This is a genomic window from Aestuariicoccus sp. MJ-SS9 (assembly GCF_032586235.1).
GTDB lineage: Bacteria > Pseudomonadota > Alphaproteobacteria > Rhodobacterales > Rhodobacteraceae > Aestuariicoccus.
Map to the genome: position 1 here is coordinate 1 of NZ_JAWHTD010000027.1, position 14,049 is coordinate 14,049.

Genomic DNA, 14,049 nt, shown 5'->3' on the forward strand with positions numbered 1-14,049 from the left:
AAGGCCTTCCTCTCAGCCATCGCGTTAGCCGCAACCGTCATGTTCTGGCTATGAAATGTGAATGAGTCCTGACCCTAATCAGCAGGTTCGGGGTTCGAGTCCTCGCGGGATCGCCAGATATCTTTCGATCTCCGACGATCTTCGTTCTGGATTGATCGGGTTAACCATTTGTGAACCCGGCGCGGTCTCAATGGCCCGAGGCGCGTCTAGCGCGCAAGGCAGGGGAATGGCACGCGCCGCGTCAGGGGATCGGCGGCGCTGCCGGCGGCCGGATCGCCCGCGCGCCCCGCGCGCCGGTGCGGAACACTCACGGGCCTTTAAGGCTTCCGTGCCGCCGCCCTCGCCGTCCTCCACGCAGCCGCTCAGCCCGCCGCTGCCGCGCGCTCGAGCGCCGGGTAGCGCAGGCCCAGCGTCACCCCGCGCGCGATGAACGAAATGTGCAGCGCCAGCCAGAGCCCGTGGTTGCCCAGCGGCTCCAGCAGCGTCAGCACCGCCGCGCCATAGACCAGCGCCGAGACCAGCATCATGTTGCGCATGTCCGCCGACCGCGTGGCGCCGATGAAGATCCCGTCGAGCATCCAGCTCGCCAGCCCCACCAGCGGGGCGGCGACCATCCACGGAAGGTAGCTCAGCGCCGCCGCGCGCACCGCCGGATCCTGCGCCATGACGCCGATCAGCCAGGGCCCCAGCAGCCAGAAGGCCAGCGCCAGCCCGGTGACCAGCCCCAGGCCCCAGAGGCTGGTCAGGACGGTGCTCCGGCGCAGTTGGGTGATGGCGCGGGCGCCGATGGCGCGGCCCACCAGTGCCTCGGCCGCGAAGGCGAACCCGTCGAGCGCATAGCCGGTGACGTGCAGGAATTGCAGCAGCACCTGGTTGGCCGCCAGCGTCACGTCGCCAAAGCGTCCGCCCAGCAGCAGGAACGACACAAAGATCGTCTGCAAGAGCAGCGAGCGGATCAGGATGTCGGTGTTCACCACCGCCATGCGTTTGAGCCGTATCGCGTCGAACACACGCGGCCAGTCGCGCCAGTCGGGCACGCGGAAGGCCGCGCGGCAGAGCCAGAGCCCCAGCGCCAGCCCGCTCCATTCGGCGATGAAGGTGGCCAGCGCGACGCCGGGCACGCCCCAGCCCATCGCCAGCACGAAGACCAGGTCGAGCGTGACGTTGACGCCGTTCATCCACAGCTGCAGCGCCAGTACGGCGCGGGTGCGCTCTTGGGCGATCAGCCAGCCGGTGATGCCGTAAAGCGCGATGGCGGCGGGGGCGGACCAGATGCGGATCCGCATGTAGTCGCGGGCCAGCGCCTCGACCTCGGCGCTGGCGGGGGTGATGGCGAAGGCGCCGGCGAAGATCAGCGGTTGCAGCAGGATGAGCGCGAGCCCGCCCATGAGGCCGATCATCAGCACACGGGTCAGAAGTGCTGCGATTTCGCTGCGGTCATTCGCGCCGGCGGCCTGTGCGGTCAGCCCCACGGTGCCCATGCGCAGAAAGCCGAAGATCCAGTAGACCGCCGACAGGACGATCGCGCCGACGCCCACCGCGGCGATGGGCTCGGGCGCGGGGATCTGGCCCACGACCCCGGTGTCGACCGCGCCGAGGATCGGCACGGTGACATTGGCCAGAAGGATCGGCACGGCGATCTTGAGCACCCTTTTGTGGGTGACGGGGCGGGGCGCTTCGGTCATGGCTCAGCGTGGGGTGGTGGCGGAGGAGGGGGCGCTGCCCCCGCTGCTGCGCAGCCCCCGGAGTATTTCCGCCAAGAAGAAGCAGGGGCGGGGCGCCTAGCCATCCTTGCGCGGCATCAGGAAATGCGCGGCGGCCTGGGCGAAGGGGCGGTCGCGGTTGTCCTGCCAGGCCTCGGCCTGGACCGAGGCGTAGCGGCGGCCCGAGCGGGTGACGCGGGCGCGGGCATAGGCGTCGCGGGGCAGGCCCGAGCGCAGGTAGTCGACGGTGAAGTCGATGGTCTTGGGCAGGCGCGGCAGGTCGCCGGCCTCGAGCGCGTCGAGGCCGATGACGCCGGATTCGATGTCCTCCCAGAGCACCGACCAGCTGAGGGTGATGATCGCGGTGACCTCGAGGAAGGCGGCGGTGACGCCGCCGTGGATGGCGGGCAGGAAGGGGTTGCCGATCAGCTTGTCGTCGAAGGGCAGGATCGCCGTCAGCTCGTCGCCACGGCGGTCGAATGTGATGCCGAGGAACTGGATGTAGGGCACACCGTGGGCAAGCGCGCGCAGGGCGGCGTCGCGGCGCTGCTTGACCTGCTGGACGGGTTCGGGGGCCTTGCGCGGCATGGCTCAGGCTCCTTCCACGGTGAAGGCGCCGGTGGCGGTGGCCACGGGCCGGCCGGTGTCGTCGTCGCAGGCGGTGGCGCGCACGAAGGCCACAGAGCGGGTGATGTGATAGCATTCGGCCCGCGCCACGATGGCCTGGCCGGGGGTGGCCGCGCGCATGTAGTCGATGCGCAGGTCGATGGTGGCGGTTCCGGCGGGGCTTTGGGGATGGCTCATCACCGCCGCGCCGCCGCAGGTGTCCATCAGCGCCGACACCGCGCCGCCGTGGATCACGCCGGTTTCGGGATCGCCCACCAGCTCGGGCGCGTAGCCCATGCGGATCACCGCCACGCCGTCGCCGATCTCGGTGATCTCCATCCCCAGCGCGCGGGCGTGGGGGATGGTTTCGATGAACTGGCGGGCGATGCGGGCTTTGTCGGCGGTCATGGCGGATCCTCTGCTGGAAACCTTGGACCACGGCGCGGGGGCGGGCGCAAGCCTTGGGGATTGCCCTCACGGCAGGCTGGCCGTACCTTTGCGCCACGAGGGGGACGAGAATGGCCGAAACACGCCTCAGCTTTAAAGAGATGTGCGCGAAGTTCGACGTGACGCCGCGGACGCTGCGCTATTACGAGTATATCGAGCTTTTGCAGCCCGAGCGCGACGGGCGCGCGCGTTGGTACGGACCGCGCGAGGTGGCGCGGATGACGCTGATCCTGCGCGGCCGCAAGTTCGGCTTTCAGCTGGAGGACATCCGGCAGTGGCTGCTGATCTACGAGGAAGAGGGCACCGAGGCGCAGATGCGCGCCTGGATCGGGATGGCCGACCGGCAGATGCAGGAGCTGGCCGAGCAGCGCGCGCAGCTTGACGAGGCGATGGCCGAGCTGAAGACGCTGCGCGATGAGACGGCGGCGCGGCTGGGATAGATCAGTGTCTGTGACCTTATGTTTCGCGCGCGAAACATTGGGGCAGGGAGGCTGACATTTAACTTATTGAAATATTAAGATAAGTTGACGTTCCGTGGCCGCGGCGCGCGGTGGGTCCGCGTGGGCTGACAAGTGTTTGTGTGCCGATCCATCGCCATCGGCTTTGGGTGACCGACATCTTTCAAAGCGCATGGGCCGCGGAAGCAAGGCCGAAGGCCGCCGCTTTGGTGACGTTGGCGCGCCGTTCGGTCGGGGGAATGACTGGGCTGGGATAAAGCGCACAGAATGTCGGTAGCTGCGCCATCCCACGGGCAGGCGCTGGCCGCAGCCTAGGGCGCAACCGAGTCCCGGGCTTTACCCGGGACCTCCACGTCCGCCCTAGACCCGCTCGCCTTTTCCCATCCGGTCCAGAAAGGCCTCGGCCTCGCGCAAAACCGTCTCTTTGCGGTCGTCCTTCATCCGGTCCCAGGTGGCGTACATCTGGCCCATTCGGGGGTTCTTGGAAAACCGCTCGCGGTGGCGGATCAGGAAATTCCAGTAGAGCAGGTTGAACGGGCAGGCGTTCTTGCCGGTCTTGGCCTTTACCGAATAGGCGCAATGGCCGCAGTGATCCGACATCCGGTCGATATAGCTGCCTGAGGACACATAGGGTTTGGACGCGATGACGCCGCCGTCGGCGAACTGGCTCATGCCGATGACGTTCGGGGCCTCGACCCATTCGAAGGCGTCGAGATAGACGGCGAGATACCATTCGTGCACCTCGGAAGGGTCGATGCCCGCGAGCAGGGCGAAATTGCCGGTCACCATCAGGCGCTGGATGTGGTGGGCATAGGCCTCGTCGCGGGTCTGTTCGACGGTCTTGGCCACGCAGCGCATGTCGGTGTCGGCGGTCCAGTAGAAATCGGGCAGTTTGCGCTGGTGGTTGAGTGCGTTGCGGCGGGTGTAACCGGGGCCCTCGCGGTAGTAGATGCCGCGGACGTATTCGCGCCAGCCGATGATCTGGCGGATGAAGCCCTCGACCGCGTTGAGCGGCGCGGCACCCTCGCGCCAGGCCTCTTCGGCGGCCTGGCAGACCTCGAGCGGGTCGAGCAGGCCGAGGTGGATATAGGGCGAGATCACCGAGTGATAGAGAAAGCGGTTGCCATCCAGCATGGCGTCCTGGAAATCGCCGAATTTGGGCAGCGCGTGTTTGATCCAGTGGGTGAGCTGACGGCGCGCCTCTTCGGCATCGGTGGCGTAGTGGAACGGGCGCAGATTGCCGAAGCTGTTGCCGAAGCGCGCCTCGACCAGGTCGAGCACGGCCTCGGTGGTGGCGTCCGGGGTGAACTGCATCGGGCCGCCGTAATCGACGCTGTCGGGGGCGGGTTTGCGGTTGTCGTGGTCGTAGTTCCACTTGCCGCCGGCGGGGTCGGTGCCCGCCATCAGAAGGCCGGTCTTGCGGCGCATCTCGCGGTAGAAATACTCCATCCTGAGGGCCTTGCGGCCCCGGGCCCAGTCGTCGAACTCCTTGTGGGAGGCGACGAAGCGGGTGTCTTCCAGCTGGATGACCTTGAGCGGCGCGTCGTGAAGAGCCTGGATCAGCCGCCATTCGCCGGGTTCGGTGGCGAGGACCTCTGTCGCGCCTGTTTCCTCGGCGCGGCGGAGCAATTCGCCGGGGATCGAGCCGGAGTTGGCGGTGTCATCCAGTTCGGTATAGCGGACATCCCAGCCGTCGCCGCGCAGCCGGGCCGCGAATTTGCGCATGGCGGCGAAAATGAGCGCGATCTTCTTGGGGTGGTGGCGGACATATGTGGCCTCGTCCGCGACCTCGGCCATGACGATGGTGTCGGTGGCCTTGTCGGCCTCTTTCAGCGCGGCGATATCGGGGGTCAGCTGGTCGCCGAGGATCAGGATCAGGCGGCTCACCACGGCACCTCGTGGCCCTGCCAGTCGAAGAACTTGCCGGTATCGGCGGGGGTGAGGCCATGGAGGACACGCAGCAGGTTCTGCGCGGCCTCGGGCGCGGGGACGGTGGGGTGGCGGCTGGCGAATTTCGCGGTGAAGGGGGTTTCGACGGTGCCCGGGTGCAGGCAGACGCAGGCCAGATGGCGGTGGCTGCGCGCCAGTTCGATGGCGGCCGAATGGATCAGCTGGTTGAGTGCGGCCTTGGCGGTGCGGTAGCTGTACCAGCCGCCCAGCCGGTTGTCGCCGATCGAGCCCACCCGCGCCGAGAGCGCCGCGAAGATCGCCGGACGGTCGCGCGGGATCAGAGGGAGGCTGTGTTTCAGCACCAGCGCAGGGCCCATGGCGTTGAGCGCGAACTGGTTCTGTAGGGCCTTGGGGTCAAGCTGTTTCAGCGTCTTTTCAGGCTCTGCCCCGTCGATTTCCAGAGCGCCGGTGGTGGTGAGGATCAGGTCGAACGGGCCATCGAGGCGGGAGAGGTGATGGGCGACCGAGGCCTCGTCGGTGACGTCCAGCCCGTCGTCGCGGCGCGACAGGGTCGTGACGCGGGTGCCCTTTGCCGTCAGGGCCTGCGTGAGGGCCGAGCCGATACCGCCCGAGGCGCCGATGATGAGTGCATTTTCCATGATCGCGCAGCTAGCGGGCGGGGCGGGGGGATCAAGGGGTGGCGCCCTTGGCCGGGTTCGGGAGCGAGGGGCGCTGCCCCTCGCGCTCCCCGGGATATTTTTGACCAGATGAAGGGGGGCGGGGGTGCGGTGCATTCGGGGGTTTTCATTTTCCGTGTTCGGCGTATTATGGCGCGCATGAACGCTGTTGGTCATATCGGATGTGCCGTGCGCGCCCTTGCCGGGCTTGCGCTTGACCTGCGTCTTCTTCTAATCCGCCTCTGAGCGTGCCGTCCCGGCGCGTCCGCTCAGAGGGGCTTTGCCATCGCGCCGAAGACACGGATGAAGACAAGCGAGATTTTTCGAGATGACTGAGACAGTTAAAGACAAGGCCGCGCCCAAGGCGGAAAAGGACCGCGTGGTGATCTTCGACACCACGCTGCGCGACGGCGAGCAATCGCCGGGTGCGACGATGACCCATGCCGAGAAGCTGGAGATCGCCGAGCTTTTGGACGATATGGGCGTGGACATCATCGAGGCGGGCTTTCCCATCGCCTCGGAGGGGGATTTCCGCGCGGTGAGCGAGATCGCGGAGAGATCGAAGAACGCGGTGATCTGCGGGCTGGCGCGGGCGCAGCTGCCCGATATCGACCGCTGCTGGGAGGCGGTGAAACATGCCGAAAAGCCGCGGATCCATACCTTCATCGGCACCTCGCCGCTGCACCGGGCCATCCCGAACCTGACCCAGGACGAGATGGCCGAGCGCATCCACGAGACCGTGACCCATGCGCGCAACCTTTGCGACAACGTGCAATGGTCGCCGATGGACGCCACGCGGACCGAGTGGGATTACCTCGCCCGGGTGGTCGAGATCGCCATCAAGGCGGGCGCCACGACGATCAATATCCCCGACACCGTGGGCTATACCGCGCCGCGCGAATCCGCCGATCTGATCCGGCGGCTGATCGCCGAAGTGCCGGGTGCCGACGAGGTGGTCTTTGCCACCCATTGCCACAACGATCTGGGCATGGCCACGGCCAACGCCCTGGCCGCCGTCGAGGGCGGCGCGCGGCAGATCGAGTGCACGATCAACGGGCTGGGCGAGCGCGCGGGCAACACCGCGCTGGAAGAGGTCGTCATGGCGCTGAAGGTGCGCGGCGACATCATGCCGTTCCAAACCGGGATCGACACGCGCAAGATCATGCATATCTCGCGCCGGGTCGCGACGGTGTCGGGCTTTCCGGTGCAGTTCAACAAGGCCATCGTCGGCAAGAACGCCTTTGCGCATGAATCCGGCATCCACCAGGACGGCATGCTCAAGAACGCCGAGACCTTCGAGATCATGCGCCCCGAGGATGTGGGTCTGACCGCCACCAACCTGGTGATGGGCAAGCATTCGGGCCGCGCCGCGCTGCGCGACAAGCTGCGGCAGATGGGCGTCGAAGTGGGCGACAACCAGCTCAAGGACATCTTCGTGCGGTTCAAGGAGCTCGCCGACCGCAAGAAGGAGGTCTATGACGAGGACATCCTGGCGCTGGTGACGGCCACCACCGATGGCGACATGAACCGGCTGCAGCTGGTCAACCTCGCCGTGACCTGCGGCACCGGCGGCCCGGCGCAGGCGGTGCTGGAGATGGAGATCGACGGCAAGGACGTGAGCGCCACCTGCGAGGGCGACGGCCCGGTGGATGCGACCTTCAAGGCGGTGCGAGAGGCCTATCCCAACAGCGCCCGGCTGCAGCTTTACCAGGTGAACGCGGTGACCGAGGGCACCGATGCGCAGGCCACCGTGAGCGTGCGGCTGGAAGAGGACGGCATGATCGCGACCGGCCAGTCGGCGGATACCGATACGGTGGTCGCCTCGGCCAAGGCCTATATCAACGCGCTCAACCGGCTTTTGGTGCGGCGCGCGAAGGCGGGCCGGGACGTCAAGGAAATCAGCTACAAGGATGTGAGCTGAGCAGGGCGGCGGCGGAGGGATGCTCCGCCGCCGCGCTTTTTTGGGCGGGCGCGTGCGGCGGGAAGGGCTATGGTCCGGGCCGCCGGATCACGGCAGAATGGCGGTGACACCAATCGAAAGGGCGTGACCGCGATGCTTGCCACATTCGGGCTTTTGCTAAGCTGCCAGCTGATCGGAGAGGTCGCGGCGCGCGGGCTTGCGCTGCCGGTTCCGGGGCCGGTGCTGGGGCTTGCGCTGCTGTTGCTGCTCTTGCGGCTGAGCCCGCCTCTGGCCGAGAGGCTGCGGCCCACGACCGGCGTGATCCTGGCCAATCTGTCGCTGATGTTCGTGCCGGCGGGGGTCGGCGTCATCGGCAATCTGGAGGTCTTGTCGAAGGACTGGCTGGCGCTGTTGATCATCCTGACGGTTTCGACGCTGCTGGCGATGCTGGCGGCGGTGGGGACGTTCATCCTGGTGCGGCGTCTGACCGAAAGGGGGGCGGGCGCATGACGGATGTGGCGCGGCTCTGGAGCTATCTGTCCACCTCGCCGCTGACCTGGCTGACGGCGACGGTGCTGGCCTATCTGGCGGCGGATGCGCTGGCGCGGCGGCTGGGAAACCCGCCCTGGGCCAACCCGGTGCTGATGTCGGTGCTGCTGATCGCGCCGGTGCTGTGGGGGACGGGGACGGCCTATGCCGCCTATTTCGAGGGCGCGCAGTTCATCCATTTCCTGTTGGGCCCGGCGACGGTGGCGCTGGCGCTGCCGCTTTGGGACAACCGCGAGACGATCCGGCATTCGGTGCTGCCGATCCTGCTGGCGCTGGTGGCGGGATCTGTTGTAGCGGCGGGCTCGGCCATTCTGCTGGCGCGGGCGTTTGGGCTGCCGCCGGAGTTGATCCTGTCGGTGGCGCCCAAGTCGACGACGGCGCCGGTGGCGCTGGGGATATCCGAGGCGGTGGGCGGGCTGCCGTCGCTGACGGCGGTGCTGGTGATCCTGACGGGCATCATCGGGGCGGTGACGGTGACGCCGCTGATGAACCTTCTGCGGATCGGGGACTGGCGGGCCAGAGGCTTTGCGGTGGGCGTGGCCGCACACGGGATCGGCACGGCGCGGGCGTTTCAGGTGAACCCGGTGGCCGGGGCCTATGCCGGGATCGCCATGGCGCTGAACGCCCTGCTGACGAGCCTGATCGTGCCGGTGCTGGTGCGCTGGCTGGTCTGAGGACGCTGTCCGGGGCGGCGGTGCGCCGGGCGGTGTCAGCCGTCGCGGCGGTGGGTCTGAAGCACCGCCAGCGGGACGATGTCGAGGGCGCGCTGGTGGGTGGCCTCGAGCCGGACATCGGGGGCGCAGCCTTCGTCGTGGGCCTGCAGAAAGCGCGCGGCGCAGAGGCACCATCGGTCCCCGGCCTTGAGCCCGGCAAAGCCGAACTCGGGGCGCGGGGTGCTGAGGTCGTTGCCGACGTATTTCGAGAAGGCGAGAAATTCGTCGGTCATCACGGCGCAGACCGTATGGCTGCCCTGATCGGCGTCGCAGGTGTTGCAATGGCCGTCGCGGAAAAACCCGGTGACCGGATCGTTTGAGCACAGCTCGAGCGGGCCGCCCAGCACGTTGATGGCGGGATCCTTGCGCATGGTCAGTCTCTCCCCTCTGCCGCGTCGGCGATGCGGCGGAACATCGCCAGGCTTTCGTCGAAGGCGCCCTCGTCGCGGAAGGCGCGGTCGGCCCCGGTGGTGGCCACGACCACCCCGGCGGGGCGGTTGACGTAGACATATTGCCCGTAGACCCCGCGCGCCAGGAATTCGCCCGGGCGCGGGTCCGAGGCGATCCACCACTGATACCCATAGCGCAGTTTGCCCGGGTCGGTATTGGCCGTGGGCGCGGTGCTTTCGGCGACCCAGTCCGCCGGCACGATCTGGCGACCGTTATAGGCGCCGTTCTGCAGGAACATCTGGCCCATGCGGGCGTAATCGCGGGTGGTGACGTTGAGCCCGCCCAGAACGAAGGCCACGCCGTAGCCGTCGGTGACATAGTAGGGCGTGCGTTCCAGCCCCATCGGCGCGATGATCTTTTCGCTCAGCAGTTCGGGGATCGACCGCCCGGTCGCGCCGCGCAGCACCATCGACAGCACATGGGTGTCGATCGAGACGTATTTCCAGCCCCTGCCGGGGGGCTGGAAGGTCTCGCTCAGCCCCGCCGCAAAGCCGTCCATCGAGGCGCCCAAAGCCAGGACCCGGCCCATCTTGTTGATGTCGCTCCAGAAATCGAGGTAATCCTCGTCGAATGTCACTCCCGAGGACATCTGCAGCACGTTGCGGATCGTGGCGCTGTCATAGGCCCCGCCCGCAAGCTCTGGCGCATAGTCGGTCACCGGATCGTCAAGGCTGCCGATCGCGCCTTCGGCCAGCAATACGCCGAAAAGCGCTGAGAGATAGGATTTGGCCACCGACCACGAAATGCGCAGATCGTCCGGCCCGGTGCCCATGTAATAACTCTCGTGCACCAGCGCGCCATCGTGCAGCACCACCAGCGAGGTCACGGCGCGGCCGGTCAGGAAGGTGTCGAAGCCATCGGGCATGGTCAGGGGCGGGCCTTGGGGCAGCTCGGCCACCGGGCCGTCGCCGCGCGGCACCGGCGCGGATTCGAAGAGGTCGTCCATGTGCGAGAAATTGGTGACGATCCGGTCCTCGGCAAAGAGCGTGTTGACCGCCATCAGGCGCGCCAACGCTTCGCGCTTCCAGAGCGCGGCGGCCCCGGCCAGAACCGCGAGGATCAGCAGGACCGCCCCGCCGCGTTTCAGAAATCTGCGCATCTGCGTCTCCCTCGGTTCAGGGGACCATGTGGCGCGCCGGTGTGCAAGGGCAACCGTGGGGCGGCGCGATGCGCGCGGTCACCGGAACCGGTCGGCCAGTTTCTGCAACGGGCTGCGGATGTCCTCGGGCGGTGTCTCTGCGGCCTTGTCGGGGGCGGGCTTGTCCTTGGCTGGCTTTGCCGCGCCGCCCGAGCGCGGGGGTGCGACGCGCAAAGCCACGGCGTTCATGAATTTGCCGGTGTCGCCCGCCGCCAGATCCGGCGCGCCATCGGCGATGCCGCGCAGAAGATCGTCAAGCCAGCCTTCCTCGGCCTTGGCGAAATCGTGCAGCACGTAGGCCGCGACCTTGTCCTTGTGCCCCGGGTGGCCGATGCCAAGCCGCACGCGGGCATAGTTTTCGCCGATATGGGCGTGGATCGAGCGCAGCCCGTTGTGCCCCGCGTGCCCGCCGCCCTGCTTGACGCGGGCCTTGCCGGGGGCGAGGTCGAGCTCGTCGTGAAAAACGGTGATGTCCTCGGGCGCGAGCTTGTAAAAGCGCATCGCCTCGCCCACGGACTGACCCGAACGGTTCATGAAGGTTTCCGGCTTGAGCAGCAGCACCTTCTCGGACCCCAGCCGCCCCTCGGCCACCTGGCCCTGAAAACGCGCCTTCCACGGGCCAAAGCCATGCGCCTCGGCGATCCGGTCGAGCGCCATGAAGCCGATGTTGTGCCGGTTGCGGGCGTATTTTGCGCCCGGATTTCCCAGGCCCACGAAGATCTGCACGCTTGCCTCCGTCTTGCAGCTTCCGTCTGTCTAACGCGCCGCCGGGGCTTTGGCAAAGCGGCGGATGCAAAACGGCCCCGCCGGTGACAGCGGGGCCGCTTATCGGTGCAACGGTGGCGGGATTTAGTCCTCGCTCGCCTCGTTGATGACCTCGGTCTCGGGGGCCTCTTCCTCTTCGTCCTCGGCGGCGCGCAGGCCGGACGGGGCCGAGATGTTGGCGATCACGAAGTCGCGGTCGATGGTCGGCTTGGTGCCCGCGGGCAGGGTCACGTCGGAAATCGTGACAGTGTCGCCGATGTTCAGGCCGGCCAGATCGATGGTGATCTTCTCGGGGATGTCACCGGCGGTCACGACCAGCTCGACCTCGGGGCGCACCATGGTCAGCACGCCACCCTTCTTGATGCCGGGCGCGGTGGCCTCGTTCAGCACCTCGACGGGGATGAACAGGTTGATCTTGGTCGTGCGGCGCAGGCGCATGAAATCCACATGCGTGGGCAGGTCCTTGACCACGTCGCGCTGCACGTCGCGGCAGATCACGCGGACGTCGTCATGCCCGTCGACCTTCATGTTGAACAGCGTCGACTTGAACCGCCCGGCCCTCAGCTTTTTCAGCAGTTCGTTGAAGGGCAGGTTGATGGGCAGCGGGTCTGTGTCACCGCCGAAAACGATGCCCGGAACCATGCCGTCGCGGCGTGCCTGACGAGCGGCGCCCTTGCCTGTCCCCGTGCGTTCCTGAGCGTGAAGATCTGGGATCTCTCCAGCCATGTTGTCTCTCCATATGTAAAGGCCGGGTGCCTCCAAGGCTGTCACCCGGCATGAAACCGTGCGCGTAGCGCGGTTTGGAGAGGATGGCAAGGGGTTTGGCGCGCGGTTCGGCCCGCGCGCCGCTGTCGCGGGTCCGGATCAGGGGCGGACGTAGGCGTAGCCCTGCTGCTGCAGTTCGATCAGCCGCACCACGCCCGAGGGGGTGATCTCGGCCTCGGACATCAGCGCGACCTCGTGGCCGACCTTTTTCTCCATCTTCTTCAGCGTGTTGCCGCAGGCGGAGAATTTCAGGTTGTCCATCTCGAGGCTCATGGTGCTGATGCGCTGCTCGACCGGGCTCTTGCCGGGGACGAACATCTGCAGGCCGGGGCCATAGGCGACCATCTCGATGATCACGGCGTCGCCCTGCTCGGCGTAATGGCTATAGACGTTCTGCGCGTTGTTGAGCGCCGTGTTCATGACAGCCGGATCGGCCTGGTTGACATGGATCGCGACGCGATGGGTCAGCCCCTCGGCCGAAGCCTGCGTGGCCAACGCCAGCACTGCGGCGGACAGAAGATGTTTCATGAAGCGGTTCCTCCCGGTTGGTGGGGGAAGGGTAACACAGATTTTCATATGCGCATGTGTTTTGTTGTGGGGGAGTAAGCCGTGGAAGGAACGGCAGCAAGTTGCGCGCAATGAGTTACTTGAAAATAGCGACTAACCCATTCAGTTCCGCTCTAGTCCACGCGATCAATTAGGGAGGGCAACGGCGGGAAGGTTAGGCCAGAAGCACCGACTTGCACAGAGAACTGAGTTCTAAAGTATGGGTAAGTTGTAAACCTTCCCACTTTTTTAAAATAGAGATATGTATACGCTTCATCGCAGTCTTGGAAGTTGTCATAAACCAGAACATAGGTACATTTCAACTTTAAGAGCTTCCGTCTTCCTTGCTTGACGTCAGCACGCCAAGTGTATTCTCCGACGCTGAAGCCATGCTCTCTGTCAAAACTGTATGCTTCCGGCTCGCCTTCGTATGAAGGCCTCAAGGTGCCATGCTCCAAGTCCTGCTGGACCAATATCTCAGGAATTTTTGCTTCGTATTCGCAAGACATCAGGTGCACTTGCTGAAGTCGCGCCAATTGCGCAACTTGAGCATATTCATTTTCATCAAATCTGTCACTGACGAACGAGAGTTCGTCAGTGTCGACTCTTGTGAGCGAGTTCGTCATCAGGCTGCGATCTCGGACGGAAATTTGTTTCTATTCGCAGTTGCATCGCGCCAGAAGTCTTTCCGGATAAACCCTTCGGGTGCTTTGTGATTCGAAGGCGACTTCTCTACTTGGCAATTGGCCTTTTGCCACATTTCCAAGAACTTCTTGCGCTCAGAAACCTCAAAATCGGCGTCCAATGCTTCCGAGATTTTCGCGATCGTTTTCAGAGTCAAATTGGCTCCGTCTCCGGACAGTAATTGAGAAACACGCGCTTGAGAAACGCCCATCAATCTAGACAGTTGTTTTTTAGAGATCGCTCTAGCATCCATCTCGGTTTGAATGGCAAACTGAAAAGACAGAGCAAGCCTCTGCAGGCGATCATCGATCCGCTCTTCAGCACTATTGGCTTCGAGGGAGGTCAGAAGAGTGCTCATTGGTATTCTCCCAAGCGAGATCCTACCCGATCAAGAACGGAAGGATTCGCTTTATTCTTTTGTTTGATTACGGCTTCTTCACAGATGAAAAACTTGACGCCTTTGATTGTTGCAAATCCGCCGTACACGCGCAGTTGCCAAGCCTTGCAAACGAAAACAGGAAGACCGTGCTTACCCGTCGGAAATTTGCCTTCGCGTCGAAACTGCTCTTTGTTGTTCACCTGCTGTAGGCCAAAGTCGGCAAGTCTCTGAAGTATATCAACAATTTTCTTCGCCTCCTTCTTGGATTTGGCGTTCTTTTCTGCGTGCACTTTCAATAGTCCGATCACATCAGGTGAAGCTAAAACCTGGCAGAATTCTCCCTGAGCGATCTTCTCATAGTTGTTTAGCACGTTTACTG

General features: G+C 65.1%; 17 protein-coding genes. 4 read left to right on the forward strand and 13 right to left on the reverse strand.

Going from position 1 to position 14,049, the window contains the following annotated elements; all coding sequences use genetic code 11:
* Window positions 1-362: 362 nt before the first annotated feature.
* From RXV88_RS15965 to RXV88_RS15975, 3 genes are all read right to left on the reverse strand, one after another.
* On the reverse strand, window positions 363-1,685 hold the full coding sequence (locus RXV88_RS15965; RefSeq protein WP_316294490.1) for an MATE family efflux transporter: 1,323 nt from the start codon (window positions 1,683-1,685) through the stop codon (window positions 363-365).
* 96 nt (window positions 1,686-1,781) lie between these two features.
* On the reverse strand, window positions 1,782-2,291 hold the full coding sequence (locus tag RXV88_RS15970; protein ID WP_316294491.1) for a PaaI family thioesterase: 510 nt from the start codon (window positions 2,289-2,291) through the stop codon (window positions 1,782-1,784).
* 3 nt (window positions 2,292-2,294) lie between these two features.
* Window positions 2,295-2,717 (reverse strand): PaaI family thioesterase, encoded by a 423-nt coding sequence (locus RXV88_RS15975; RefSeq protein WP_316294492.1) that lies wholly within the window; start codon window positions 2,715-2,717, stop codon window positions 2,295-2,297.
* 110 nt (window positions 2,718-2,827) lie between these two features.
* Between RXV88_RS15975 and RXV88_RS15980 the strand changes: the two genes are divergently transcribed.
* A complete protein-coding gene (locus RXV88_RS15980) occupies window positions 2,828-3,196 on the forward strand; it encodes a MerR family DNA-binding transcriptional regulator (RefSeq protein ID WP_316294493.1) in 369 nt (122 codons plus the stop codon).
* 378 nt (window positions 3,197-3,574) lie between these two features.
* On the opposite strand, the gene RXV88_RS15985 is transcribed toward RXV88_RS15980, so the two are convergent.
* Together RXV88_RS15985 and RXV88_RS15990 are read right to left on the reverse strand one after the other, a co-directional pair.
* The gene (locus tag RXV88_RS15985) at window positions 3,575-5,101 is read right to left on the reverse strand and encodes a cryptochrome/photolyase family protein (RefSeq protein WP_316294494.1); all 1,527 of its coding nucleotides are present in this window, start codon (window positions 5,099-5,101) and stop codon (window positions 3,575-3,577) included.
* Window positions 5,098-5,763 carry an SDR family NAD(P)-dependent oxidoreductase gene (locus RXV88_RS15990; RefSeq protein ID WP_316294495.1) on the reverse strand — a complete coding sequence of 222 codons (666 nt, stop codon included), beginning with the start codon at window positions 5,761-5,763 and terminating at the stop codon, window positions 5,098-5,100. The genes RXV88_RS15985 and RXV88_RS15990 overlap by 4 nt, the downstream gene beginning before the upstream one ends.
* A gap of 346 nt (window positions 5,764-6,109) precedes the next feature.
* Here RXV88_RS15990 and RXV88_RS15995 point away from each other — a divergent pair, with 346 nt between their 5' ends.
* The 3 genes from RXV88_RS15995 to RXV88_RS16005 all read left to right on the forward strand — a co-directional run bounded on the left by RXV88_RS15995 (window position 6,110) and on the right by RXV88_RS16005 (window position 8,904).
* The gene (locus RXV88_RS15995) at window positions 6,110-7,702 is read left to right on the forward strand and encodes a 2-isopropylmalate synthase (RefSeq protein ID WP_316294496.1); all 1,593 of its coding nucleotides are present in this window, start codon (window positions 6,110-6,112) and stop codon (window positions 7,700-7,702) included.
* A 132-nt stretch (window positions 7,703-7,834) separates the two neighbouring features.
* Window positions 7,835-8,191 carry a CidA/LrgA family protein gene (locus tag RXV88_RS16000; RefSeq protein ID WP_316294497.1) on the forward strand — a complete coding sequence of 119 codons (357 nt, stop codon included), beginning with the start codon at window positions 7,835-7,837 and terminating at the stop codon, window positions 8,189-8,191.
* A complete protein-coding gene (locus RXV88_RS16005) occupies window positions 8,188-8,904 on the forward strand; it encodes an LrgB family protein (protein ID WP_316294498.1) in 717 nt (238 codons plus the stop codon). The genes RXV88_RS16000 and RXV88_RS16005 overlap by 4 nt, the downstream gene beginning before the upstream one ends.
* A 35-nt stretch (window positions 8,905-8,939) precedes the next feature.
* On the opposite strand, the gene RXV88_RS16010 is transcribed toward RXV88_RS16005, so the two are convergent.
* From RXV88_RS16010 to RXV88_RS16045, 8 genes are all read right to left on the reverse strand, one after another.
* On the reverse strand, window positions 8,940-9,314 hold the full coding sequence (locus RXV88_RS16010; RefSeq protein WP_316294499.1) for a DUF2237 domain-containing protein: 375 nt from the start codon (window positions 9,312-9,314) through the stop codon (window positions 8,940-8,942).
* A gap of 2 nt (window positions 9,315-9,316) precedes the next feature.
* Window positions 9,317-10,492 carry a serine hydrolase gene (locus RXV88_RS16015; RefSeq protein ID WP_316294500.1) on the reverse strand — a complete coding sequence of 392 codons (1,176 nt, stop codon included), beginning with the start codon at window positions 10,490-10,492 and terminating at the stop codon, window positions 9,317-9,319.
* 78 nt (window positions 10,493-10,570) lie between these two features.
* The gene (pth, locus tag RXV88_RS16020) at window positions 10,571-11,257 is read right to left on the reverse strand and encodes an aminoacyl-tRNA hydrolase (protein WP_316294501.1); all 687 of its coding nucleotides are present in this window, start codon (window positions 11,255-11,257) and stop codon (window positions 10,571-10,573) included.
* 123 nt (window positions 11,258-11,380) lie between these two features.
* On the reverse strand, window positions 11,381-12,022 hold the full coding sequence (locus RXV88_RS16025; RefSeq protein WP_316294502.1) for a 50S ribosomal protein L25/general stress protein Ctc: 642 nt from the start codon (window positions 12,020-12,022) through the stop codon (window positions 11,381-11,383).
* Between the two features lie 138 nt (window positions 12,023-12,160).
* Entirely contained in the window at window positions 12,161-12,589 is a 429-nt protein-coding gene (locus RXV88_RS16030; RefSeq protein WP_316294503.1) for a DsrE family protein, read from the reverse strand.
* 152 nt (window positions 12,590-12,741) lie between these two features.
* Complete coding sequence (locus tag RXV88_RS16035; RefSeq protein ID WP_316294504.1) at window positions 12,742-13,233, reverse strand: hypothetical protein; 492 nt, start codon at window positions 13,231-13,233, stop codon at window positions 12,742-12,744.
* Window positions 13,233-13,649, reverse strand: coding sequence for a helix-turn-helix transcriptional regulator (locus RXV88_RS16040; protein WP_316294505.1), 417 nt, complete (start codon window positions 13,647-13,649; stop codon window positions 13,233-13,235). The genes RXV88_RS16035 and RXV88_RS16040 overlap by 1 nt, the downstream gene beginning before the upstream one ends.
* Window positions 13,646-14,041 (reverse strand): hypothetical protein, encoded by a 396-nt coding sequence (locus RXV88_RS16045; RefSeq protein WP_316294506.1) that lies wholly within the window; start codon window positions 14,039-14,041, stop codon window positions 13,646-13,648. The genes RXV88_RS16040 and RXV88_RS16045 overlap by 4 nt, the downstream gene beginning before the upstream one ends.
* Between the last annotated feature and the right edge of the window lie 8 nt (window positions 14,042-14,049).

What these genes read in the sequence shown, in the direction of transcription:
- RXV88_RS15965 (WP_316294490.1), bottom strand. Translation starts at nt 1,685, where the DNA reads ATGACCGAAGCGCCCCGCCCCGTCACCCACAAAAGGGTGCTCAAGATC.
- RXV88_RS15970 (WP_316294491.1), bottom strand. Translation starts at nt 2,291, where the DNA reads ATGCCGCGCAAGGCCCCCGAACCCGTCCAGCAGGTCAAGCAGCGCCGC.
- RXV88_RS15975 (WP_316294492.1), bottom strand. Translation starts at nt 2,717, where the DNA reads ATGACCGCCGACAAAGCCCGCATCGCCCGCCAGTTCATCGAAACCATC.
- RXV88_RS15980 (WP_316294493.1), top strand. Translation starts at nt 2,828, where the DNA reads ATGGCCGAAACACGCCTCAGCTTTAAAGAGATGTGCGCGAAGTTCGAC.
- RXV88_RS15990 (WP_316294495.1), bottom strand. Translation starts at nt 5,763, where the DNA reads ATGGAAAATGCACTCATCATCGGCGCCTCGGGCGGTATCGGCTCGGCC.
- RXV88_RS15995 (WP_316294496.1), top strand. Translation starts at nt 6,110, where the DNA reads ATGACTGAGACAGTTAAAGACAAGGCCGCGCCCAAGGCGGAAAAGGAC.
- RXV88_RS16000 (WP_316294497.1), top strand. Translation starts at nt 7,835, where the DNA reads ATGCTTGCCACATTCGGGCTTTTGCTAAGCTGCCAGCTGATCGGAGAG.
- RXV88_RS16005 (WP_316294498.1), top strand. Translation starts at nt 8,188, where the DNA reads ATGACGGATGTGGCGCGGCTCTGGAGCTATCTGTCCACCTCGCCGCTG.
- RXV88_RS16010 (WP_316294499.1), bottom strand. Translation starts at nt 9,314, where the DNA reads ATGCGCAAGGATCCCGCCATCAACGTGCTGGGCGGCCCGCTCGAGCTG.
- RXV88_RS16015 (WP_316294500.1), bottom strand. Translation starts at nt 10,492, where the DNA reads ATGCGCAGATTTCTGAAACGCGGCGGGGCGGTCCTGCTGATCCTCGCG.
- RXV88_RS16025 (WP_316294502.1), bottom strand. Translation starts at nt 12,022, where the DNA reads ATGGCTGGAGAGATCCCAGATCTTCACGCTCAGGAACGCACGGGGACA.
- RXV88_RS16030 (WP_316294503.1), bottom strand. Translation starts at nt 12,589, where the DNA reads ATGAAACATCTTCTGTCCGCCGCAGTGCTGGCGTTGGCCACGCAGGCT.
- RXV88_RS16035 (WP_316294504.1), bottom strand. Translation starts at nt 13,233, where the DNA reads ATGACGAACTCGCTCACAAGAGTCGACACTGACGAACTCTCGTTCGTC.
- RXV88_RS16040 (WP_316294505.1), bottom strand. Translation starts at nt 13,649, where the DNA reads ATGAGCACTCTTCTGACCTCCCTCGAAGCCAATAGTGCTGAAGAGCGG.